This window comes from Streptomyces sp. NPDC058758, assembly GCF_042746075.1.
GTDB lineage: Bacteria > Actinomycetota > Actinomycetes > Streptomycetales > Streptomycetaceae > Streptomyces.
Genome location: NZ_JBHYPS010000028.1, coordinates 90,635 through 112,963 on the forward strand (window position 1 = coordinate 90,635; position 22,329 = coordinate 112,963).

Below are 22,329 nucleotides of genomic sequence, written 5' to 3' on the forward strand. Positions count from 1 at the left end.
GGTCCTAAGGATCGTGGTCCGCCGGTCCGTGCGGGCCTTTTCGCGGTTCCGGAGGGCTAGCTTGCTGGTCAACCCCCCGCTCGCCCTCGTGAAGGAGTCGTTCCCCCATGACCTCACGCCGTATGCTCACGGCCTCCGCCGCCGTTCTGGTCCTGTCCGGTCTCTCGGCCGGGCCCGCCTTCGCGCACGGGTCGATGACCGATCCGGTGAGCCGGGTCGCGGCCTGTTACGCGGAGGGGCCCGAGTCGCCGTCGTCGGAGGCGTGCAGGGCGGCGGTGGCGGCGAGCGGGGCGCAGGCGTTCTACGACTGGAACGCGGTGAACATCGCGAACGCGGCGGGGCAGCACCGGCGGCTGATCCCGGACGGGAAGCTGTGCAGCGCGGGGAACGAGAAGTACCGGGGGCTCGACCTCGCGCGGGCGGACTGGCCGGCGTCGAAGCTGACGGCCGGGAAGCACACCTTCCGGTACAAGGGGACGGCGCCGCACAAGGGGTCGTTCGCGCTGTACGTGACGAAGGACGGGTACGACCCGACCCGGCCGCTGACGTGGTCGGACCTGGAGGCGGAGCCGTTCGTGACGGTGACCGACCCGGGGATGCAGGGCGGCGACTACGTCTTCGAGGGGACGGTGCCGGAGAAGTCGGGCCGTCACCTGATCTACTCGATCTGGCAGCGGTCCGACTCCCCCGAGGCGTTCTACACCTGCTCCGACGTGGTGTTCGGGGCGGAGCAGCAGGGTGGCGGCGGTACGGCTCCGACGGCGCCGGCCACCGCGTCGGGCGCCCCCTCGGGCGCTCCGTCGGAGGCCCCCTCCGCCACCGGGGCGCCGTCCGCTCCCGCGCCGGCCGCCTCCGCGCCCTCCGAGGAGCAGATCGAGGCGGGCCGGGAGCGGTCCACGGTCGAGCACGGCGGTCACGGGGACGCCGACGCGTCGACGGGTCCGGACGCGGGGGCGTCGCCGTCGGTGGCCGCGTCCCACGCCCCGGCGGCCGCCGGGGAGGCGGTGGAGCTGGCCGAGACCGGCGGCGACGCCGTCACGCCGTACCTCGCGCTGGGAGGTGCCGGGGTGCTGGCGGCCGGCGCGGCCGTGCTGTTCGCGGCCGGCCGGCGGACCCGGCGCGGCTAGCCGACCGCGGACAGGCAGGTGGTCGGGGTGGCGTGGGCCGGGTCGAGGGCGTTGGCGACCTCGTGGAAGGCGACCCGGTCCACCGTGCCGATGGCCACGTGCTCGGAGAGGTCGAGGGCGCACTTGTCCTGGATGAGGACGTTGGTGACGTCCGGTCCCGAGAGGAACTGCGTGCGGTACGGGGTGACCACCTCGTCGTACCGGGTGGCGATGACGTGGTAGCGGACGCCGGGCACGGTGTCGCCGCCCTCGTTGAGCTTCGTGAGGAAGGCCGAGCCGGCGATCTGGTCGGCGAGGCCCGGGGTGGACTCCTTGAGCAGGTCCTCGGCGCCGGGGAAGTGCGGCAGCAGCTTGGTGAGGCCGAGCAGGGTGGTGCCGTGGTTGTCGGGGGCGATGCCGACGAGCGCGTTCACCTTCTCGGCCCCGCCGAGGAACTTGAGGTACCAGCGGGGCATCATGCCGCCCTGGGAGTGTCCGACGAGGTCGGCCTCGGGGGCGCCGGTGGCGGCGAGGACCCGGTCGACGAAGGCGTCGAGCTGCCCGGCGGACTGCTCGATGGGGCCGAGGCCGTGGAAGAAGGGCACGTTCGGCAGCCGGCCGTAGTCGAGCGAGTAGACGCAGTAGCCGCGGTTCACCAGGTAGGGGGCGAGGGCAAGCCAGTTGTCGACGGAGTTCCCGAAGGTTCCGTGGACGAGGACGACCGGGCGCGGGTGGGCGGCGGAGGGCTTGCAGGTCCAGTCGTTCCAGCCCCGGCTCGGGGCGGCGGCCTGGGCGGTGGCGGTGGGGGCGAGGACGGCGGCGACGGCCAGGAGCAGGACGGTCAGCGCTCTGGCGAGGCGCTTGCCGAGGGTCCGGGGACCCTGGGGGCTCTGGGGGTTCCGGGGCAGCATCGGGCGATCTCCTTGCGGCTCAAGGGGATGGTGGGGGTGCTGTGCCCTGCGGTCCGGACCACAAGTGGGGATGCTCTCCGGCCAAGTTACGCACGGGTGTTACCGACTGGGAAGTTACGCGTCGGTAAAAACTGGTGTGTCGTCAGCACCCCGCCGTACGCAGGGCGTTCGGCCCCGCCCCACGGCCCGGCCGACGGACTGGTCGACGGGCCGGACGGCGAGAGCCCGGGCTTCGGCGGTCCGGTGCGCCGGGTGCGCCGGACGCGCCGGACTCGCCCGGCGGGCCTCCCCGTCAGCCGTTCGGCCCCTCCCCACCTGCGGGAACGCCGTCTCCGCCGGAACCTGGGGGACATGAGTCTCGTCGACGAACTGAAAAGCGCCGTCACCCCCCGAGCCGCCCTGCTCGTCGTCGGGGTCTTCGCCCTCCAGCTCCTCTTCATCACCTCGTACGTCGGGGCCCTGCACAACCCGAAGCCGACGGACGTGCCCTTCGGCGTGGTCGCGCCCCAGCAGGTCTCCGCCGGTCTGCTGAAGCAGCTGGAGGCGCTGCCCGGCGATCCGCTCGACCCGCGGACGGTCGCCGGCGCGGACGAGGCCCGGGACAAGATCATGAACCGGGAGATCGACGGGGCCCTGATCGTGAACCCGGCGAGCCGCACCGACACCCTGCTCGTCGCCTCCGGCGGCGGCACCGTGCTCTCCTCCGCCCTGGAGAAGATCTTCACACAGGTGGAGGAGGCCCAGCGGCGGGAGCTGCGGACGGTCGACGTGGCCCCCGCCTCGCCGCAGGACTTCGACGGGCTGTCGGCCTTCTACCTGGTGGTCGGCTGGTGCGTCGGCGGCTACATCTGCGCCGCGATCCTCGCCATCAGCGCCGGCTCGCGGCCGGCCAACCGGGAGCGGGCGATCATCCGGCTCGGTGTCCTCGCGCTCTACTCCGTCCTCGGCGGTCTCGGCGGCGCGGTGATCGTCGGCCCGATCCTGAACGCCCTGCCCGGCTCGGTCGCCGCCCTGTGGGGGCTGGGCACCCTGGTCGTCTTCGCGGTCGGCGCGGCGACCCTCGCGCTCCAGTCGGTCTTCGGGATCGTCGGCATCGGCCTGGCGATCCTGCTCGTCGTGGTGCTGGGCAACCCCAGCGCGGGCGGCGCCTTCCCCGCGCCGATGCTGCCGCCGTTCTGGAAGGCGATCGGCCCGGCCCTGCCGCCGGGCGCCGGCACCTGGGCGGCGCGCTCGATCGCGTACTTCAAGGGCAACGACATGACCGCGTCGATGCTGGTGCTCTCCGCCTGGGCGGTGGTCGGCAGCGCGGTGACGCTGGTGCTGTCCTCGATGAGGCGCAAGCCGGAGGGCGAGCCGATCGCCGCGGAGCTGGACGAGGTCAAGGGCTGACCGCCCGGCGCACGCGCGAGGAGGCCCCCGCCGCGGCGGGGGCCTCCTCGCGCGTCCGGGGGCTACTTCCCGTAGTACGCCCGGGTCATCAGCTCCTTCATCTCGTCGATCATCGGCATCCGCGGGTTGGCCGGGGCGCACTGGTCGGCGTAGGCGTTCATCGCCTGCCGCGGCAGGGCCTCCATGAAGGCCGCCTCGTCGACGCCCTCGTCCCGGAAGCCGGCCGGGATGCCGCACCGCTCGCGCAGCTCCTCGACGGCCCGGGCGTAGGACTCCACGCCCTCCTCGGGCGTCGCGGCCGGCAGGCCGAGCGTCCGGGCGATCTCCTGGTAGCGCTCGGGGGCGCGGTAGACCTCGGCCTTGGGCCACGGGACGGCCTTGTGGGTGACGGTGCCGTTGTGTCGGATCACGTGCGGCAGGAGCAGCGCGTTGGTGCGGCCGTGGGCGACGTGGAAGGTGTTGCCGAGGGTGTGGGCCATGGCGTGGACCAGGCCGAGGAAGGCGTTGGCGAAGGCCATGCCGGCGATGGTGGAGGCGTTGTGCATCTTCTCGCGGGCCTCGGGCGCCTTCGCGCCCTCCTTCACGCAGGTCTCCAGGTTCTCGAAGATCAGCCGGATGGCCTGGAGGCACTGCCCGTCGGTGAAGTCGTTGGCGTAGGCCGAGACGTACGCCTCGGTGGCGTGGGTCAGGGCGTCGAAGCCGGAGTCGGCGGTGACGGTCGGCGGGAGGTGCAGCGGGAGGACCGGGTCGACGATGGCGACGTCCGGGGTGAGGGCGTAGTCGGCGAGGGGGTACTTCTGCGCGGCCTCCGGGTCGGAGATGACGGCGAAGGGGGTGACCTCGCTGCCGGTGCCCGAGGTGGTCGGGACGGCGACCAGCCTGGCCTTCTCGCCGAGCTTCGGGAAGCGGTAGGCCCGCTTGCGGATGTCGAAGAACTTCTCCTTGGTGTCCGCGAACTCGACCTCGGGCCGCTCGTACATCAGCCACATGATCTTCGCCGCGTCCATCGGGGAGCCGCCGCCGAGGGCGACGATGGTGTCCGGCCGGAAGTCGCGCATGGCGGCGGCGCCGGCCCGGACGGTGGCGAGTTCGGGGTTGGGCTCGACGTCGTCGACGACCTGGATCGCGACGGGCTCGGCGCGCCCGTCGAGGATGTCGGTGACCTTCCGGACGAAGCCGAGCTCGCGCATGGTCCGGTCGGTGACGATGGTGACCCGGTGGACGTCCTCCATCTCGCCGAGGTAGCGGATCGCGTTGCGCTCGAAGTAGATCTTCGGCGGGATCTTGTACCACTGCATGCTGGTGTTGCGCCGTCCGATCCGCTTGATGTTGATCAGGTTCACCGCGGTGACGTTGTTCGAGACGGAGTTGTGCCCGTAGGAGCCGCAGCCGAGGGTGAGCGAGGGGAGGAAGGCGTTGTAGACGTCGCCGATGCCGCCGAAGGTGGAGGGGGCGTTGACGATGACGCGGACGGCCTTGACCCGCTTGCCGAACTCCTCGGCGAGCGCCTCGTCCTCGGTGTGGATGGCGGCGCTGTGTCCGAGGCCGTGGAACTCGACCATGGCGGCGGCCAGTTCCAGGCCCTGCTCGGTGGAGCCGGCCTTGAGGGCGGCGAGGACGGGGGAGAGCTTCTCGCGGGTGAGGGGTTCGTTCTCGCCGACCTCGGCGCACTCGGCGAGCAGGATCGAGGTGCCCTCGGGGACCTGGAAGCCGGCCTGTTCGGCGATCCACACCGGGGACTTGCCGACGACGGCCGCGTTGAGCCTGGCCCCGCCGCAGTTGCTGCCGTAGGCGGTGGTGCCGAAGAGGTACTCCTCCAGCTTGGTCTTCTCGGCGGCGGTGACGACGTGGGCGCCGAGCCGCTCGAACTCGGCGATGCCCTCCTCGTACACCTCGGCGTCGAGGATGACGGCCTGCTCGGAGGCGCAGATCATGCCGTGGTCGAAGGCCTTGGAGAGGACGATGTCGTGGATCGCCCGCTGGAGCCTGGCGTCCTTGGCGACGTAGGCGGGGACGTTTCCGGCGCCGACTCCGAGGGCGGGCTTGCCGCAGGAGTAGGCGGCCTCGACCATCGCGTTGCCGCCGGTGGCGAGGATGGTGGAGACGCCGTCGTGGCGCATGAGGAGGCCGGTGGCCTCCATCGAGGGCTCCTCGATCCACTGGACGCAGTCGGCGGGGGCTCCGGCGGCGACGGCGGCGTCGCGGACGATCCGGGCGGCTTCGGCGGAGCAGTGCTGGGCCGAGGGGTGGAAGGCGAAGACGATCGGGTTGCGGGTCTTGAGCGCGATCAGCGCCTTGAAGACGGTCGTCGAGGTGGGGTTGGTGACGGGGGTCATCGCGCAGACGACGCCGACGGGCTCGGCGATCTCGGTGATGCCGTTCAGTTCGTCGCGGGAGACGACCCCGGCGGTCTTGAGCCCGGCCATCGAGTTCGTGACGTGCTCGCAGGCGAAGAGGTTCTTGACGGCCTTGTCCTCGAAGAGCCCGCGGCCGGTCTCCTCGACGGCGAGCCGGGCCAGTTCGCCGTGGGCGGCCAGTGCGGCGAGGGACGCCTTCCTGACGATGTGGTCGACCCGCTCCTGGTCGAGGGCCTCGAACCCGGCGAGCGCCCCGAGCGCCCGTCCGACGAGCCCTTCCACGATCTCCTTGGCCTCCATGACGGGCCCTCCTTCACCGGTCCCTTGTTTCTTCGACGTCTCCATTCGACACCCGGTGACCTGCGAGAAGGGGCGCGGAAAGACCCTTGGGACGGGGCCGGAAGTCCTTTTGTGAACAGATTCACAAGATCTTGGACGGGGAGGCCCCCGGCCGTCGGAACCCCTGCCCCGGCCGGGGGCCTCCCGCGCGGATCAGCGGATCAGCGGATCAGCGGATCAGTAGAGGCTGACCCCGTACTTGGCCAGGGCCTCCGGCACCGGCTGGTAGAAGGTGGTGCCGCCGGTGGAGCAGTTGCCGCTGCCGCCGGAGGTGAGGCCGAGCGCCTTGGTGCCGTCGTACAGCGCGCCGCCGGAGTCGCCGGGCTCGGCGCAGACGTTCGTCTGGATCATGCCCTTGACCGTGCCGCCGCCGGAGTAGCGGACGGTGGCGTTGAGGCCGGTGACGGTGCCGCTGCGGGTGCCGGTGGTGGAACCGGACCGCTTGACGGACTCGCCGACGTAGGCGTCGGCGGCGGTGAAGCCGCCGGTGTGGGCGAGCGAGGCGTTGTCGTAGCGGACCAGGGCGTAGTCGTTGCCCGGGAAGCTGGAGCCGACGGTGGCGCCGATCAGGGTGGACTGGGCGGAGTTGGCGTACCAGGTGTTCACCACGTTGCCGCAGTGCCCGGCGGTGAGGAAGTAGTACGTGCTGCCGCTGCGGACATTGAAGCCGAGCGAACAGCGGTAGCCGTTGCCGTAGATGGCGTCACCCGCCCCGAGCAGGGGCTTGAAGACCCCGGAGTCGCGCTGGACGCGCAGGGCGCCGGCGTCGGCGCCGGCCGCCGCGCGGATCTTCGCGAGCCCCGCTTCGGAGACGGTCGAGTCTGCGGTGACGACGACCCGGTCGGCGGCCTCGTCCACGTACCAGGCGATGCCGCCGACCCCCGCGGCGTCGACCGCGGACTCGGCGCGGGCCAGCTGGGCGGCCGCGGCCGGACCGGGGGCGGGGGCGGCCTGGGCGCCGGGGAGTCCGAGGGCGGTGACGGCCGCGAGTCCGGCGGCGACGGCGAGCAGACGGGTGCGCTTGATCCTCACTGTGCTCCTCACATCCTTCTGGGAAAAGCGGAGGGGGCCCGGGGGGTGAGAGGCCCGTGAGGCGGGGTAGGGTGACGTGTCCCTGACATCCACCGTGAGCGATGGTGCCTCCTCCCGGCGTGACGCACAAGACCGCCGCACGCGCGGGCGCCCCGGCCGCACCGGTCCGGGGCACCCGTCGTCCGGATTCCGGAGGGCCGCCGGTCAGTCGGTCAGCACCCGCCGCTCCCCCGCCTCCACGGCGAGGTCCAGCGTGTTCCCGGGCGGCGGGAACGGGCAGATGAAGTGGTCGGCGAAGGCGCACGGCGGAAGCAGCGCGCGGTTGAGGTCCACCGTCACCGCGCCGTCCTCCGCCGGCGCCTCCGGACGCAGGAAGCGGAACCGGAAGGTGGACTCCCCACTGGTGGCGTCGGCGAAGACCGCCCAGAGCGTGCCGTCCTCCTCCACCGCGACCCGGAGCGCGTGCACCCGCCCGTCGAGCTCGAAGACGACCTCGCCGAAGAGCCCGAGCCCGCGCTCCCTGCCGTCCGCGTTCTCCACACGGACGCTGCGCGGCTCCTCGTACGGCCGGTAGACCCCCGGCACCGCCCAGCGCGGGTCGTACGGCGTGGCCTCGATGCCCCGGAAGGCCCGCCGCGCCGGGGCGCCGGGGTCGAAGTCCCGTACCGCCCACAGCCCTTCGCGGCGCAGCACCATGAGCCGGCGGTCCGCCGCCCCGACCCGGGACTCGTGGACCGGCGCGTGGTCGGCGGTGAGCCGGACGGTGCCGGCGAAGGGCTCGCCGTCGACGGTGAGTCCGTCCCCGGCGTCCGCCGTCAGGACCACCTCGTCGCCGTCCTCCCGCCACTCCCCCGGCAGGCCCGGCAGCCGGCCGTCGGGGAAGTCCGCGAGCCAGTGGGTGCCGGTGAGGGAGAGCGGGCCGTACGGGGAGGCCACCGCCGCCTCCCGCCGCTCGTGCCAGTTCCGCCAGTCCGCCGCGCGGGGGTCCGTGCCGTCGGTGGCGCCGGGGACGCGGCTGTCGTGCGTGTCGCTCATGGTGTTCCACCCTTCCACACCGGCGCCGGAAGCCCCGGGTGCGACGCCGTCCCGCAGGAGGGCGAGGGCGGCGAGGGCCGCGGCGTCGTTCTGCGCGAAGGCGGGGCCGCCGCTCCGGGGCCGGGTGAAGCCGCCGCCCACCCCCGCGGTGGTGTACGGGCCGAGGGCGATCCGGCGCGGGTGCGGGCGGCCGTCGCGCTGGAGGATCCGCCCGTCGGCGGGGTCGACGGCGAGCAGCCCGCCGGGGGTGGCCTCGGCGCCGTCCTCGTACAGCCCGCGCAGCAGCGGGCTGGCGGTGCGCAGGACGGTGGCGGGGTCGAGCCGGGCCTCGACGAGGGCCCGGGCGGTGGCCGCCCCGGGCACGGCGGGCGAGGAGGCCCGGAAGACGCCGTGCCGCTCGTCGGCCACGACGGTGAGGCGGGGGCCGAGGAAGCGGACCACGCCGGCCTCGGAGAGGGCGAGCAGCCGGCGCAGCCGGGAGCCGGGCGGGCCGGAGGCGAGGTGGCTGTAGAAGCCGTGCCACCAGGCGCCGGTGTCGACCCGGCGGGCGAGCCGGCCGAGCTGGCGGTAGACGGAGTCGAGGGCGGCGACGACGGCCGCGTCGGGGCTGTGGGCGGGGTCGTGACGGCGCGTCAGGCCGGCGGTGACGCGGGCGCGCAGCACGTCCTGGAGCGCGTCGGCGCTCGGGGCGCGCAGGCCGTCGAGCGGGTGGTCGAGGGCCTCGGCGTCGAAGCGGTCGGCGGGATCGGGGACGGCGGCGGCGACGAGCGCGGCGAGGGCGGGGCCGCCCGGCGGCACCGCGGTCCAGTCCGCCTCGAAGGCGGCCCAGGGGCGGGCGGTGCGCTCCGGGTGGGCGGCGAAGAGCCGGTGGTAGTGGGCCCAGCCGAGCTCCCGGGCGACGTGCGGCCACACGTCGCGCCGGAAGTCGAGCGGCCCGTCCCCGGCGAGCAGGGCGTCGACCCGGTCGGGGCCGAAGAAGCGGGGCAGCGGGGGCCGTTCGCCGTCGAGGACGTAGCCCGTCTTGGCGTGGTACGGGACGCCCCTGCGGGAGCCGGCGTACAGCACCGGTTCCCGGCCGGAGGGCACGTACACGGGAGCCTCCTCGGGGCCCTCGTACCGGCCGCCGCGCCCCTCGGTGAGCAGCACCATCAGGTCGACGAAGGCGAGGCCGAGGCCCCGGACGAGGACGGGGCGGCCGGCCGGCAGGGCGGCGAGGTCGCGTTCGGCGGTGTGGCCCGGCGGCAGGTGGAGGAGGCCGTGGCGGGCGGCGAAGGCGGCCAGTTCCCGCTGTTCCGCGTCGGGTTCGGCGTCGAGGTGGCCGAGGGCGAGGACGACGAGGTCGGCGGGGAGGGGGTCGGCGCGGCCGGCCAGCAGGACGCGCTGCCGGCCCCGGAGCGGCCCCTCGACGCGCAGGGCGGTGGTGCGGTGCTCGTGGAGGGCGACGCCGGCGGGCAGCGCGTCCCGGACCCGTTCGTAGGCCCAGCGCAGGTAGGCGCCCTGCTCGGGGCGGGTGGCGAAGCGGCGGCCGTCGGTCCCGGCCCAGGCCGCGAGCGTGGGCCCGGGGCGCACCGGTCCCGCGAGGGGGACGGTGTCGTCGGTGAAGAGGGTCACGTCCCCGGCACGGGAGTTGGTCCAGAGCAGCGGGGACCGGTCGGTGCGCCAGATCCGGCCGGGCCCCGGCGGGTGCGGGTCGACCAGGTGGACGTCGAGCGGCCGGCCGCCGTACCGCCCGGGCAGGGCGGCGGCGAGCCGTTCCAGGAAGCCGGTGCCGCGCGGCCCGGCGCCGACGATCACCAGGGAGGCGGCGCTCATCGGACGGCCCCCTCCCCCGCTGCGGCGCCGGTCAGCAGCCGCAGTCGCAGCCGCAGTCGCAGCCGTCGCAGCAGCCGCCGTCCTCGCCTCCGCACGAGCAGCAGTTGGAGCAGCAGTCGCAGCCCTCGCAGCAGTCGCCGCAGTCGCACTGCTGGCAGAGGCCGTCCTTGCGCTCGCGGCTCCACGGGTCCTCGTAGGTGCCGCAGCACATCTGGCAGGTGCAGGCGAGTCCGGCCCAGACCGCGCAACCGGCGATCAGGCCGCGGCGGTTGCGGTGCGGCGGTCCCGGCGGGAAGCCGCCGCCACCGCCGCCGCCCGGGCCGGGGTTCCAGGGGCCGCCCGGGCCCGCCGGTCCGCCGGGGCCCGGGGCGTAGGGGTTGCCGGGCACGGGTCCGTTCGGCGCGTACGGGTTGCCGGGCACCGGGCCGTGGGCGTGCGCGGGGGCGCCGCCGCCGGCGCCGTGGGAGCAGGTGGTGGTGCCGAAGGCGCGGTCGACCGAGACGCGCAGCTCGTGGGCGAGGAGCTGGTGGACGAGCTTGCCGTCGGTGAACTCGGCGTCCCGCAGCGCCAGCCGGATGCCGTGCAGGGCGTCGTCGGCGAGCCGGCGGGCCTCCTCGCGGGAGGTGCCGGTGGCGGTGAGCGGGTTCCAGGCGCCGCTCTCCGCGTCGGCGCCCTGGTCCTCGACGGCGTCGAGGAGGTGGGCGAGCCGGCCGAAGAGCCGGCCCGCCTCGGCGAGCGGTTCGGCGTTGCCCGGCCGGCCGGCGAGGAGCGCGGTGTGCGCGAAGGCGGCGGCGGTGGCGGTCTCGGTGGGCTCGGTGACGACGAGGAGCGGAGTGCCGGGCCCGGCCAGGGCCTCGATCCCGGTCTGGCGGTCCACGGCGTCGACCAGGACGGCGGTGTCGAAGCCGACCGCGTGGCCCGCGCGGGCACCGGCCCTGTCCCAGGAGCGGGCGACCCGGCGGGCCGCCGCGGCGACCGGCCGGCGGGCCATCAGGCCGTCCCGGTCGGCGACGTGGTCGCGCACCTTGGCCGAGGCGAGGACGAGGGAGACCGCGGCGGCGAGCCGGGCGCCCTCGCCGCGCGCGACGGGCGCGGTGCGCATGGCGCGCAGCGGGCAGGGCCCCGCGGTGCGGCGGCCGGAGTCGGTGACGCCGGTCTGAGCCTCCGTCAGGACCGAGACGATGAGCCCGTCGTAGTTGGTGACGACCCGGGCGAACTGGCCGTGGTCGGCGCGCAGGGCCAGACACAGACCGCAGAGGTGGGCCATCCACTGGGTCTTGAGGTGGTCGGTGAGCCGGTGCGTGCAGGGTCTGACGATCCCGAACATTTCCATCCCCCGTGGTGCGGTGCGAGTGCGTGCCGCACGCGGAGCGCGCGGCGGGCCGCGCGGGGTTTCCAGGGGTGTTCCCGAGGAAGCGCCGGACGGCCTCGCGGCATCGTAGCGAGGGGGGCGTTCACCCGTACGCGCCCGGCGTCACCCTTCCGGACCGACTTTCATATTTTCAGCAACATGGCCCTTCGCCACGCCCCGCATACCCCAAGTTTCCTGACGTATCGCCAGAAAACGGGCCTCACGTTCTGCACCAGTACCGTCACGAATCCTCTGCGCGGCGCCTATCCACTTGGCGCGCGATCCGCATCATGGACGACGATAGGGATATGCGGAACCACAAGTGACCGCAGTGACCGCGTGAAAGGAGGCGTCCATGGGATCGGTGCGCAAGGCGAGCGCCTGGCTGGGACTCGTCGAGGACAACGACGAGCGTTACTACGACGACGAGTACGCCGACGGTGCCGAGAGCGGCGACGCCTGGGTGACGGACCCCCGGGTCCGGGTCGCCACCGACACCGCCGAGGAGCGGGGCCGCCGGATCGCCACCGTCTCGCCGGACGGCTTCCGGGACGCCCGGGGCATCGGGGAGCTCTTCCGGGCCGGGGTGCCGGTGATCGTGAACCTCACCGCCATGGAGTCGAACGACGCCAAGCGGGTCGTCGATTTCGCCGCCGGTCTCGCCTTCGGACTGCGCGGCTCGATCGAGCGCGTCGCGACCCGGGTCTTCCTGCTCACCCCCGCCGACACGGAGATCGTCAGCGGCGAGTCCGGCCGTCGCCGGCAGGACGGCTTCTTCAACCAGAGCTGACGCTCGCCACCTCCGCGGGCGGGCCCGCGCGCACCGCGGCACACCGCACCATCCCGGACCACCGACCGCTCCCGCACGACGCCTCCGGCCCGGACCCGCCCAGGGTCCGGGCCGGCCGTCGTCCCGGCGGATCCGGGCGGCGCGGCCCCGGCGGGCCCCGTCTCAGCGGGTCCGGGTGGCCGCGCCGCTCATCGTCCCCGCCGGGCCGCCGCCCGGCAGCGGCCGGAGAGGGTCCTGGGGCGCGGCGGTCCGCGCCGCGTCGGCCGGGGAGGCGACCGGCTGCCCGGGCACCACGGCCGGCCCGGCGGCCCCGTCCCGTACCGGAGCGGCCGCCGGCTCCGGAGCCGGCGCGGGAGCCGCGCTTCCGGCCTTCACCGCCGCCTCCGCCGCCCTCGCCTCGGCCGCCTCCTCCACCGCCGCCTCGACGTCCACCGGGCACTCCATCACCCGGGGCAGCCGCACGGCCATCGCGGCACCGGCGAGGAGCAGGCCCGCGCTGACGAAGAGCGTGAGGTGCAGCCCGTGGACGAAGGCGTGCCGGGCGGCCGTGTGCAGGGCCTCGCCGGCCGCGCCGCCGAGGCGTCCGGCCACCTGGTAGGCCTCGCCCAGCGAGTTCGCCGCGGCGTCGCTCGCCTCCGCGGGCACCCCCGGCACGTTCGCGAGGCCGGGGGCGTACGCCGCGTTCATGACGCTGCCGAGCAGGGCGATGCCCATGCCCGCGCCGAGCTGGTAGGAGGTCTCGCCGATCGCCGCCGCCCCGCCCGCGCTGCGCGGCGGCGCCTCGCTGAGCATCGACTCGTACGCCGAGAAGAGGGTCGTCTGGAGGCCGAAGCCGAGCAGGACGAAGCCCGCGGTGAGCAGCAGCGGCCGGTCGTGCTGGCCCATGAGCGTGAGCAGCAGCACCGCCGCCGCGGTGAGCAGGAAGCCCCAGCCGACCATCCGCCGGGGCCCGATCCGGCGCAGGGTGTACGAGCCGGTGGCGCCGGCCGCCATGGCGGCGAAGGTGAGCGGGAGGAGCCGCAGCCCGGTCTCCAGGGGGCTGAGTCCGAGCACCAGCTGGAGGTACTGGACGGCGATGAGCTCCAGGCCGACCAGGGCCAGCATGGCGAGGACGATGCAGCCGACGGAGGTGGTGAAGGCGGCCCGGGAGAAGAGCCGCATGTCGATCAGCGGGTGCGGCCTGCGCCGCTGGCGCCGGACGAAGAGGACCAGGAGCAGCGCCCCCGCGAGCAGGGGCCCGGCGGTGAGCGGGGAGAGCAGCGGTTCGCCCGCTCCGGCCCGCTTCACGCCGAGGACGCAGCCGAGGACGCCGGCCGCGGCCATCAGGGCGCCGAGGACGTCCCAGGGTCCTTCGGCGCTCCCCCGGGACTCGGGCAGGAGCCGGCGGGCGAGCGGCAGGATCAGCGCCATCAGCGGGATGTTGATGAGGAAGACGGAGCCCCACCAGTAGTGCTCGACGAGGAAGCCGCCGAGCACGGGCCCGGTGGCGGCGCCGATCGCGGCGACCGCCGTCCAGACGCCGATGGCGGTGGCGCGCTCGCGCCGGTCGGGGAAGACCGTGCGGATGATGGAGAGGGTCGCCGGCATGATCATGGCGCCGCCGACGCCGAGCAGCGCGCGGGCCGCGACGAGGACCCAGGGCTCGGTGGCGAGGGCGGCGACGGCCGAGGCGAGGCCGAAGATCCCGTACCCGAGGAGCAGCACCCGGCGCCGGCCGACCCGGTCGCCGAGGGTGCCGAAGAGGATCAGCAGCGAGGCGCAGACCAGGGGGTAGGCGTCGACGATCCAGAGCAGCTCGGTGGCGCCGGGGCGCAGGTTCTCGGTGAGCGAGGGGACGGCGACGTGGAGGATGGTCGCGTCGAGGGCGACCAGGAGGAGGCTGACGCAGAGGACGACGAGGACGGCCCAGCGGTTGGCGTCGCCACCGGCGGCGTTCCGTCCCGATCGGGCCGTGATCGTCCGCGACATGTACGTACCTCCAAGTGACGCTCTCGCTCTCGGCAGGCGCCGCCGACCTGGGCCGATGGGCCCGCGGCGGCGCGGCGAGGAGGGGCGAGTGAGCCGTCAGCGTACGCGAGGACGGGCCCCGTGAGGGTGGCGCACCTCTCACCCCGGCGAGGCTCCCGGTGTGGCGTACGCCACTCCACCCGCCCCGCGCGTCGCATGGAATTCCGCACGGACGGCTGTTTGAAGTAATTCCGTGCCATACAAACAGGCTTCCGGAATGACCCCCGGCGGCAATAGGGCTGAAGGTCATCGGATTTTCCGACGAGGTCCCGGAATGGCCGGGACGCCGAGCCCCGCTCCACATCACATCGTCATCACGAAGGGAGCGGATCGACCGGGTCGTCTCCTCACCCCCTGTAACGTCGATTGGGTGCGTACCGACATCTTTGCCCGGCTGGACCGGGAGCCGGTCCCGCCGAAGATAGAGGTCCCGCGGATGACCCGGACGCGTCTCGCCCTCTTCGGCGGGACGTCGGCGTTCTACCTCATCGTCGTGGTGGCGGTGCTGCTGTCCACCTGGCTGGTGACCCTCGACTGGAAGATCATGCTCTTCCGTCCCTACCAGCAGTGGCCGGAGCTGCACGCCTTCCTGGACTACTACGTCGTCCTCGGCCAGCGCGGCCCGACGGCGGTGATGGTCGCGGCCTGGCTGGGCTGGCGCTCCTGGCGCCAGCACACCCTGCGGCCGCTCCTCTCCCTCGGCGCGGCCCTGCTGCTCCTCAACGTCACCGTCGGCGCGGTGAAGCTCGGACTCGGCCGGCTCGGCCCCCACTACGCGACGCAGGTCGGCTCGGCCGAGCTGTTCGCGGGCGGCGACATATTCCCCTCCGGTCACACCGCGAACGCGGTGGTGACCTGGGGCATCCTGGCCTACCTCGCCACCACCCCGCGGGCCCGCCGCTACCTGTCGGCGCTCTCCGCCGTGGTCGCCCTCGGCGTCGGCCTCACGACGGTCTACCTCGGGACGCACTGGCTGAGCGACGTGCTGCTCGGCTGGGCCGCCGGCCTGCTGATCCTCCTCGCGCTGCCCTGGTGCGAGCCGGTCATCGCCGTGGTGGAGGCGTGGGTCCTGGCCCAGCGGGACCGGATCAGGGAGCGGCTGCGGGCCCGGCGCCGGCTGGTGCCGTCGCTGCCGGTGGCCTCCGGCGGGCCGCGCCTCTTCCCGGCCCCGGCGGACCGGGAGGAGCCCGCGCGGGAGCCCGTGGGGGCGGCGGCGAGCCACCCCCGGGCAGCCCGGAGCAGACCGTCGTCGGACCGGCTCACCGCCTGACCCGGCGACCGCGTGCGCACGCGAGGGGCCCCGGCCGCACCGGCCGGGGCCCCTCGCGTGCCGGGTCAGCCGATCCAGCAGCGGGTGACGGTGTCGTCCTCGACCTCGAAGTTGAGGCGCCCGGCCAGGTACTCCATGGTGACGATCGCGCCGGGCGGGAGGGCCCGGACGACGCGCCAGCCGCGGGTCCGGGCGAGCCGGGCGGCGCCGTCGGCGTCGAGACCCACATAGGACTCGGGCGCGTCTCGGGGCGGTTCGGGGCTGCGCGAGAAGGGTGCCATGGGGTTCACGTTAGTCCCCTCGCGGTCACGCTTGCGTCACAACTTCTCGACGGCCGGGCCACCGGCCGTGTCCTGAACGGAACGCCTGTTTCCGGCCGCTTCTCCGGTAATTCGAAAAGGCGGCCGGAGGTTCGCACGAACCGTTCGGGCGAATTCACCGGGCGGCCTCCCTTCCCGCCGAGGGAGCCCAACCAGCGAAATGTGCGCGGACCCGCGCGCGGCTCCCTCACCCTTCCCTTACACAATGCTTACGCTGACCGGACGCCGGAGAACGGAACACGGGGCGGAGGCACCGATGAGCACCGAGGCGGCGACCACCACGGCGGAATCGGGCGGGCGGGAGCGGCACGGCCGGATCCTGGTCGACTGGCTCACCACCACCGACCACAAGAAGATCGGGCACCTCTACCTGGCGACCTCGTTCGCCTTCTTCCTCCTCGCCGGCCTGCTGGCGATGGCGATGCGGGCGGAGCTGGCCCGCCCCGGGCTCCAGTTCCTCTCCAACGAGCAGTTCAACCAGGCCTTCACCCAGCACGGCACGGTCATGCTGCTGCTCTTCGCGACCCCGACCTTCGCCGGCTTCGCCAACGAGCTGGTGCCGCTCCAGATCGGCGCGCCCGACGTCGCCTTCCCGCGCCTCAACATGTTCTCGTACTGGCTCTTCCTCCTCGGCGGGCTGATGGCGGTCGGCTCCTTCCTCACCCCGAGCGGACCGCCCGACTTCGGCTGGACCGCCTACGCCCCGCTGAACGGCGCCGAGCGCTCCCCGGGGATCGGCGCCGACCTGTGGATCATGGGTCTCGCGCTCTCCGGCTTCGGCACGATCCTCACCTCGGTGAACTTCCTCGCCACCATCATCGGGATGCGGGCGCCGGGCATGACCATGTTCCGGATGCCGGTCTTCACCTGGAACGTCCTGTTCACCGCGGTCCTGGTGCTCGTCGCCTTCCCCGTCCTCGCGGCGGCGCTGCTCGCCCTGGAGGCGGACCGGCGGTTCGGCGCGCTGGTCTTCGCCCCCGGCAACGGCGGGGCGCTGCTCTGGCAGCACCTCTTCTGGTTCTTCGGCCACCCCGAGGTCTACATCATCGCCCTGCCGTTCTTCGGCATCGTCAGCGAGATCATCCCGGTCTTCGCCCGGAAGCCGATCTTCGGGTACCTGAGCCTGATCGCCGCCACCATGACGATCACCGGCCTGTCCGTGGTCGTCTGGGCGCACCACATGTTCGCGACCGGGGCGGTTCTGCTGCCGTTCTTCTCCTTCCTCTCCTTCCTGATCGCGGTGCCGACCGGGGTGAAGTTCTTCAACTGGACGGGGACCATGCTGCGGGGCTCGCTCTCCTTCGAGACCCCGATGCTGTGGGCGACCGGCTTCCTGGTGTCCTTCCTCTTCGGCGGACTGACCGGGGTGATCCTGGCCTCGCCGCCGATGGACTTCCACGTCACCGACTCGTACTTCGTCGTCGCCCACTTCCACTACACGGTCTTCGGCACGGTGGTCTTCGCGACCTTCGCCGGCTTCCACTTCTGGTGGCCCAAGTTCACCGGCCGGATGCTCGACGAACGGCTCGGGAAGATCCACTTCTGGACCCTCTTCACCGGCTTCCACCTCACCTTCCTCGTCCAGCACTGGCTGGGCGCGGAGGGGATGCCCCGGCGGTACGCCGACTACCTCGCCGCGGACGGCTTCACCGCCCTCAACACCGTGTCGACGATCGGGGCCTTCCTCCTGGGGACCTCGACCCTGCCGTTCCTCTACAACGTGTGGCGCACCTGGCGGTACGCGCCGCAGGTCACGACCGACGACCCGTGGGGCTTCGGGCGCTCCCTGGAGTGGGCCACCTCCTGCCCGCCGCCCCGGCACAACTTCACGGCCGTGCCCCGGATCCGCTCCGAGTCCCCCGCCTTCGACCTGCACCACCCGGAGTTCGCGGCCTACGACCGGGCGCGGATCCCGAACCCGCCGCCCGGGCGCGGCGCCTGAGCACGCGCCCCGGGCGGCGGGCCGCCGGCGGGGCCCGGGCGGAGCGACCGCGGCGTCAGCGCAGGCCGAGGCGGCGCAGGGCACGGCCCGCCGCGGCCTTGGCGGCGTACCCGGCGTCGATCGCCCGGCCCGTGCGGGCATGACGGACGGCGGCGGCCGGCGCGTGGGCGCGGCGGGGGCGGCGGCCGTCGAGCAGCCCGGTCCACAGCTCCTCGTGGCGCGCGGCGATCCGCGCCGGGTCGAAGCGCTCGGCGGCCGCGCGGGCCGCCCGGCCCGCCCTCGCCCGCAGCTCCTCGTCGGCCATCAGCTCGCGCAGCGCCCGGGCGACCGCGCCGGCGTCGCCGACGGGGACGAGCCGCCCGTCCACGCCGTCCTCGACGATCTCGCGCGGCCCGTGCGGGCAGTCCGCGGCGACCACCGGCAGCCCGCACCGCATCGCCTCCACGATCGCCATGCCGAAGGCCTCCCGCTCGGAGGTCACCGCCGCGATGGAGCCCTTCGCCCACTCCGGCTCCATGGGGTGGACCTGGCCCATCAGCCGGACCCGCCCGGCGAGCCCGCGGGCCTCGATCTGCCGGGTCAGCGGCCCGCGCAGGTCCTGCGCGGCGTCCCCGCTGCCGTAGATCCGCAGGCTCCACTCCGGGTGCTCGCCGGCCAGTTCGGCGAAGGCGTCGACGAGGACGTCGAACCGCTTGACCCGGGTGAGCCGGCCCGCCGCGACGACGACCCGCGCCGCGGGGTCGGCGGGCGGTCCGGCGGGGGCGGGCACGCCGTTGGGCACGGACTCGATCCGGACGGAGCCCGGCAGCCCGAGCCGCCGGTAGGCACGCGCGTCGGCCTCGGTGACGGTGGTGACGAGGTCGAGGAGCGCGTACTCGTGGGCGATGTCCCGGCGCAGCCGGCGGCTGTGCCCGTCGAGGACGAGGTGTTCCTGGGCGACGAGGAGGGGCCCGGGCCCGGCCTGCCGGGCCAGGTGCACGTTGAGCCCCGGCCGGGTGCCGACGACGACGTCCGCCCGCACCCCGCGCAGGTGGTCCCCGATCCGCGCGTCGGTCAGCGCGCTGTACTGCCTCCACCGTCCGTCGCCGCGGGGGAAGACCCGGGCGGGGAGGCGGGCGTCGGGGTGGTCTCCGTCGTAGTCCTGCGAGTCCTCCCGCAGGTCGACGAGGTGACGGAGGGTCACCTCGGACGGGAGGCCGAGGCGGGGGCGGTCGCGGTGGCGGAAGACCGAGACGATCTCCACCTCGTGGCGTTCCGCGAGCCGTTCGGCGAGCGTGAACGTGGTCCGGATCGTGCCGCCGTAGTGATAGCCGTTGTGGAGCAGGAAGGAGATGCGCATCTGCCGGTTCCCCCCGGTCAGTTGGTCGGTCGGGGCGACTGTACTGCTCCGGCCGCGCCCACCCTCACGGCCGGTAACCGAGCTGGGGGACGGTCGCGCAGTTCCGCGTCATCTCGCCCTGGCTCACCCAGCCGCGCCCGTCCCGCCAGCGGGCCACGGAGAGGCAGGTCTCGCGCTCGGCGGGCGGCCGCGCCAGGTGCTCGAAGCGGACCGGCAGCAGCAACCCCCGCGCGGTGTAAGGCTCCTGGCGGTTCAGGTACGCCTCGACGCACGTCCGGGTGAGTCCGCCCCGGTCGGGGCGGGCGAGGCAGGAGCGGGCCGCGTCGGTGAACCACATGGCGGCCGCCCATCCCTCCAGCTGCCACTGGGACGTCTCCCGGTCCCCCATGGCGGCCCGGAAGGCCCGGACCGCCGGGTGCCCGGTGTCCTCGAAGTTGCGGCTCGACCCGGTCACCCAGAGGGAGCCGCGGCAGCCCGGCGCGCGGGCGTAGGAGCGGGCGACGGAGGACGACCAGTTCTGCACGTTCGTCACCTTGGCGTCGACGCGGACGCCGAGCGCCTCCATCGCCTCGCACAGCCGGGCGTTGCCGTGGGCGTCCAGCGCGTCGAACACGAGGTCGACCCGGCGCTCGCGCAGGTCGGCGGCGACGGCCCGGAAGTCGGGCAGCGCGAAGGCGACCCGCTCGGTCACCACCCGGTAGCCCTCCGCGCGCAGCCCCCGGACGACGAGCCGGGCGTACGCGGCCGAGGCCGGCTGGTCGTACGCGACGACGGCGGCGGTCCGCGCGCCCCGCTCGCGCGCGAACCACCGGTACACCTCGGTCCCGCCGTACAGCACGCCGTCCCAGCCGGGCGCGGCGCCGGTGCGCGGGGCGGAGCTGCCGTAGAGGGAGTAGAGGTGCGGGTGCCGGACGGGCTCCCGCCCGGGTCCCTGGTGCACGAACTGCGGCGCGGCTCGCGCGTGTTCAGCGGGGAGGCGGCGGAGCGGCGTTTCTAGCCCGTCGGCTCAGAGGGGCGCGATCCGCAGCATCATGCCGACGTACAGGCGGTTGGGGTCGGGACCGATGACGCTCTTGTTGGCCGCGTAGAGGCGCTGCCAGCCGCCCTTGACGGCGAAGCGGCGGGCGATGCCTCCGAGGGTGTCGCCGGGCTGCACGGTGTGGACGCGGCCGCTGAGCCCGTACCGCTTGGAGCAGACGGGCCAGGCGCCCCAGCCCTGGACGCGCAGGACGTCCTCGGCGACGGTGATCTGCTGCTGCCGGGTGGCCAGGTCGGCGCGGCGGGCGTACTTGAGGCCGCCGAACTCGATCCAGGTCGGCTGCCAGAACTGGAGCCCGCCGTAGAAGCCGTTGCCGGTGTTGACGTCCCAGCGCCCGCTGCTCTCGCACTCGGCGACGCAGCCCCAGGGCCACTGGTCCTCGGCGCAGGCGTAGGCGGGGACGCCCGCCGGCCCGGCCGACGGGGGCGGCGGCACCGCGCCGGTCCCGGCGCCGGCGGCGTCCGCGCCGTCGCCCCGGGCCGCCTCCACGGCGGCAGCGGCGGCGGCGAGCGCGTCGGCGGCCTGCCCGGCGCCGGCCTCGGCGAGGGGCCCGGCGATCTCCGCCGCGTCCGGCAGCGCCGGTACGCCGGGGGCGCCGGGCGCTCCGGCGGTGCCGGGCCCGTCGTCGCCGGGTGCGGCGACGGCGACGGGCGCCTGGTGGAGGGCGAGCAGCGCCGCCGCGGAGGCCGCGGCGAGCGAGCCGGCTGTCCAAAATCGGATCATCGACATCGCCGCAGGCTAGGTCGGCCTCCGGGGAGCCGGCCCCGTGCCGCGCGGAACACTGTTCACTTCCCACCCGGTCGGAGGCACCCGCCTCCCGCGCTCCCCGCCCGCGCCGGCGGCAACTTGCCCGCCTTCCACGCGTGACCCCGCCCGCGCCTGACCCGTTGAACTCGGCATGAGACGCCCGGGAAAGGCCCGGGGTCCGTCCGTACCGACTCCAGGGAGCCCTCCGTGCCGCGCATGCTCGACGTCAGCGAGGACGTACGCGCCGAGATCGGCGACGAAGAAGCCGACCGGCTGCTCGCCGGCGACAACGCCCCGGGCAGCTACGACTGCACCTCCTGCCGCACGCCGGGCGACTCCGAGCAGGAGCGGACCAGCACGGTGCTGTTCGTCGGCGAGGAGACCGCGGTCCTCGCGTTCGCCCACGCCAGCTGCATCCCGTCGCAGGTCGTCCGGGTCGCCGAGGACCAGCTCCAGGGCGCCGTCGCCTCCATCACGGCCGCCGACGCCGCCGACGCGCTCACGGCCGCCCACCCCGAGCAGGCCGTGCTCGGCGTCACCAGCGGGCTCGTCCTGATCGACGGCGAGCTGCACCCGGCGCTGGTCGTGGAGCCGACCGCGCCGGTCGCCCGGCCCGGCTCGGGCGGGCTCACCGACGAGTTCCTGCCGCTCCTCGCCGAGCAGGGCTTCCACCGGGTCGACGACCTGAACACCCGGCCGGCTGCGCTGCCCGGCTGGTCGGTCCTGGTCGCCATGGGCCAGCTGCACTCGGTGCTCCAGCCCGGCGCGGGCGGCGCCGGCCAGACCGCCTGGTGGCAGGCGCACCAGCCGCTCCAGGTCACCGAGGGCTGGCGCGCGGCGGCCAACAAGTCGCACACGGTGCTCGTCTTCGCCGCCCCGGTCGGCTCCATCGGCCAGCAGCCGCGCGAGGACCTGCTGCGCGACGCCCTGGAGAAGGCCGCGGCGAACGGCCGCCTGGTCGCCGCGGCGATGCCGCTGGCCGGGACCTGATGGCCGACGGGCGTCCGGGGATAGGGCCGGCGCGGGGGCCGGGGGGCCCGACCGTGCCCCGCCCCCGGCGGGCCCCTCTTTCGGAGAGCCGCCCGCATCCGACGGACGGCGGGGTCGTTGGCACCTACGTGCACCCATACGACCCCTTCCCCCAGCCGCATCCGAGTCCGATCCCCGCGATGCGCCCGGCGCAGGACGGACCGGCCGGATTCTCGGCGACGCCGATCTTCGATGCCCTGTACTCGGAGTACCGCCGGTCGTTCCGCACGCTTCCGGGCGACCGCAGCGGCGAGGAGCAGCTGGCGTTCCGGGCCTTCGGCACGTCGCTGAGCACGGGCCTCTCGGGGCTCCCCGGCCACCCGCACGCGGCGTACCCGCCGGCCTGGCCGGCGCAGCAGCACCACCCCCCGCAGGCGGCGCTGCCGCCGGGGCCGCGCGGAAGCCTCTGAGCGGGCCGGGCGGAACGGCCGAGGGCCGGAGTCGTGTCGACAACCCGCAGGGGCTCGGGCGGTAGGGGGCGGAGGGCACGCCCCGCGGGGGTGCAGGTATGAGG

16 protein-coding genes and 2 pseudogenes are annotated in these 22,329 nt (G+C 74.4%); 7 read left to right on the plus strand and 11 right to left on the minus strand.

Going from position 1 to position 22,329, the window contains the following annotated elements:
- Positions 1-107 precede the first annotated feature (107 nt).
- Positions 108-1,127: a lytic polysaccharide monooxygenase gene (locus tag ACFW6A_RS27650; protein WP_351841917.1), complete on the plus strand. Its 1,020-nt coding sequence runs from the start codon at positions 108-110 to the stop codon at positions 1,125-1,127.
- Here the strand turns inward: ACFW6A_RS27650 and ACFW6A_RS27655 are convergent.
- Positions 1,124-2,017, minus strand: coding sequence for an alpha/beta fold hydrolase (locus ACFW6A_RS27655; protein WP_351841918.1), 894 nt, complete (start codon positions 2,015-2,017; stop codon positions 1,124-1,126). The genes ACFW6A_RS27650 and ACFW6A_RS27655 overlap by 4 nt on opposite strands.
- Positions 2,018-2,368: 351 nt before the next feature.
- Between ACFW6A_RS27655 and ACFW6A_RS27660 the strand changes: the two genes are divergently transcribed.
- A complete protein-coding gene (locus ACFW6A_RS27660; RefSeq protein WP_351841919.1) occupies positions 2,369-3,406 on the plus strand; it encodes a DUF3533 domain-containing protein in 1,038 nt (345 codons plus the stop codon).
- Positions 3,407-3,468: 62 nt separating this feature from the next.
- On the opposite strand, the gene adhE is transcribed toward ACFW6A_RS27660, so the two are convergent.
- The 5 genes and pseudogenes from adhE to ACFW6A_RS27685 form a co-directional block, all read right to left on the minus strand.
- Positions 3,469-6,063: a bifunctional acetaldehyde-CoA/alcohol dehydrogenase gene (gene adhE / locus ACFW6A_RS27665; RefSeq protein WP_351856764.1), complete on the minus strand. Its 2,595-nt coding sequence runs from the start codon at positions 6,061-6,063 to the stop codon at positions 3,469-3,471.
- A gap of 216 nt (positions 6,064-6,279) precedes the next feature.
- Positions 6,280-7,134 (minus strand): S1 family peptidase, encoded by an 855-nt coding sequence (locus ACFW6A_RS27670; protein ID WP_386643640.1) that lies wholly within the window; start codon positions 7,132-7,134, stop codon positions 6,280-6,282.
- A gap of 204 nt (positions 7,135-7,338) precedes the next feature.
- Positions 7,339-8,169 carry a DUF1684 domain-containing protein gene (locus ACFW6A_RS27675; RefSeq protein WP_351856776.1) on the minus strand — a complete coding sequence of 277 codons (831 nt, stop codon included), beginning with the start codon at positions 8,167-8,169 and terminating at the stop codon, positions 7,339-7,341.
- A 48-nt stretch (positions 8,170-8,217) separates the two neighbouring features.
- Positions 8,218-9,981, minus strand: a pseudogene (locus ACFW6A_RS27680) (FAD/NAD(P)-binding protein); the annotation flags it as partial.
- Between the two features lie 31 nt (positions 9,982-10,012).
- Positions 10,013-11,308, minus strand: coding sequence for a DUF5685 family protein (locus ACFW6A_RS27685; RefSeq protein WP_386479339.1), 1,296 nt, complete (start codon positions 11,306-11,308; stop codon positions 10,013-10,015).
- 379 nt (positions 11,309-11,687) lie between these two features.
- Here ACFW6A_RS27685 and ACFW6A_RS27690 point away from each other — a divergent pair, with 379 nt between their 5' ends.
- Positions 11,688-12,122 (plus strand): cell division protein SepF, encoded by a 435-nt coding sequence (locus ACFW6A_RS27690; protein ID WP_351856770.1) that lies wholly within the window; start codon positions 11,688-11,690, stop codon positions 12,120-12,122.
- Between the two features lie 162 nt (positions 12,123-12,284).
- Here ACFW6A_RS27690 and ACFW6A_RS27695 read toward each other — a convergent pair whose 3' ends face one another.
- A complete protein-coding gene (locus ACFW6A_RS27695) occupies positions 12,285-14,090 on the minus strand; it encodes an MFS transporter (protein ID WP_386643643.1) in 1,806 nt (601 codons plus the stop codon).
- Between the two features lie 409 nt (positions 14,091-14,499).
- Here ACFW6A_RS27695 and ACFW6A_RS27700 point away from each other — a divergent pair, with 409 nt between their 5' ends.
- Entirely contained in the window at positions 14,500-15,399 is a 900-nt protein-coding gene (locus ACFW6A_RS27700) for a phosphatase PAP2 family protein (RefSeq protein WP_386643646.1), read from the plus strand.
- 65 nt (positions 15,400-15,464) lie between these two features.
- Here ACFW6A_RS27700 and ACFW6A_RS27705 read toward each other — a convergent pair whose 3' ends face one another.
- Positions 15,465-15,680: an I78 family peptidase inhibitor gene (locus ACFW6A_RS27705; RefSeq protein ID WP_351857135.1), complete on the minus strand. Its 216-nt coding sequence runs from the start codon at positions 15,678-15,680 to the stop codon at positions 15,465-15,467.
- Positions 15,681-15,975: 295 nt separating this feature from the next.
- Here ACFW6A_RS27705 and ctaD point away from each other — a divergent pair, with 295 nt between their 5' ends.
- Complete coding sequence (ctaD, locus tag ACFW6A_RS27710) at positions 15,976-17,661, plus strand: cytochrome c oxidase subunit I (protein ID WP_386643649.1); 1,686 nt, start codon at positions 15,976-15,978, stop codon at positions 17,659-17,661.
- 55 nt (positions 17,662-17,716) lie between these two features.
- Here the strand turns inward: ctaD and ACFW6A_RS27715 are convergent, their stop codons facing one another.
- From ACFW6A_RS27715 to ACFW6A_RS27725, 3 genes and pseudogenes are all read right to left on the minus strand, one after another.
- Entirely contained in the window at positions 17,717-19,000 is a 1,284-nt protein-coding gene (locus tag ACFW6A_RS27715; RefSeq protein ID WP_386643652.1) for a glycosyltransferase, read from the minus strand.
- Between the two features lie 64 nt (positions 19,001-19,064).
- Positions 19,065-19,907: pseudogene (locus tag ACFW6A_RS27720) on the minus strand (ABC transporter substrate-binding protein); the annotation flags it as partial.
- A 99-nt stretch (positions 19,908-20,006) separates the two neighbouring features.
- Positions 20,007-20,528 (minus strand): transglycosylase family protein, encoded by a 522-nt coding sequence (locus ACFW6A_RS27725; RefSeq protein ID WP_351857137.1) that lies wholly within the window; start codon positions 20,526-20,528, stop codon positions 20,007-20,009.
- A gap of 465 nt (positions 20,529-20,993) precedes the next feature.
- On the opposite strand from ACFW6A_RS27725, the gene ACFW6A_RS27730 reads away from it, so the two are divergent.
- Both ACFW6A_RS27730 and ACFW6A_RS27735 read left to right on the plus strand, forming a co-directional pair.
- Positions 20,994-21,776 carry a hypothetical protein gene (locus ACFW6A_RS27730; RefSeq protein ID WP_351857130.1) on the plus strand — a complete coding sequence of 261 codons (783 nt, stop codon included), beginning with the start codon at positions 20,994-20,996 and terminating at the stop codon, positions 21,774-21,776.
- A 179-nt stretch (positions 21,777-21,955) separates the two neighbouring features.
- On the plus strand, positions 21,956-22,225 hold the full coding sequence (locus ACFW6A_RS27735) for a hypothetical protein (protein WP_351857127.1): 270 nt from the start codon (positions 21,956-21,958) through the stop codon (positions 22,223-22,225).
- Positions 22,226-22,329 lie beyond the last annotated feature (104 nt).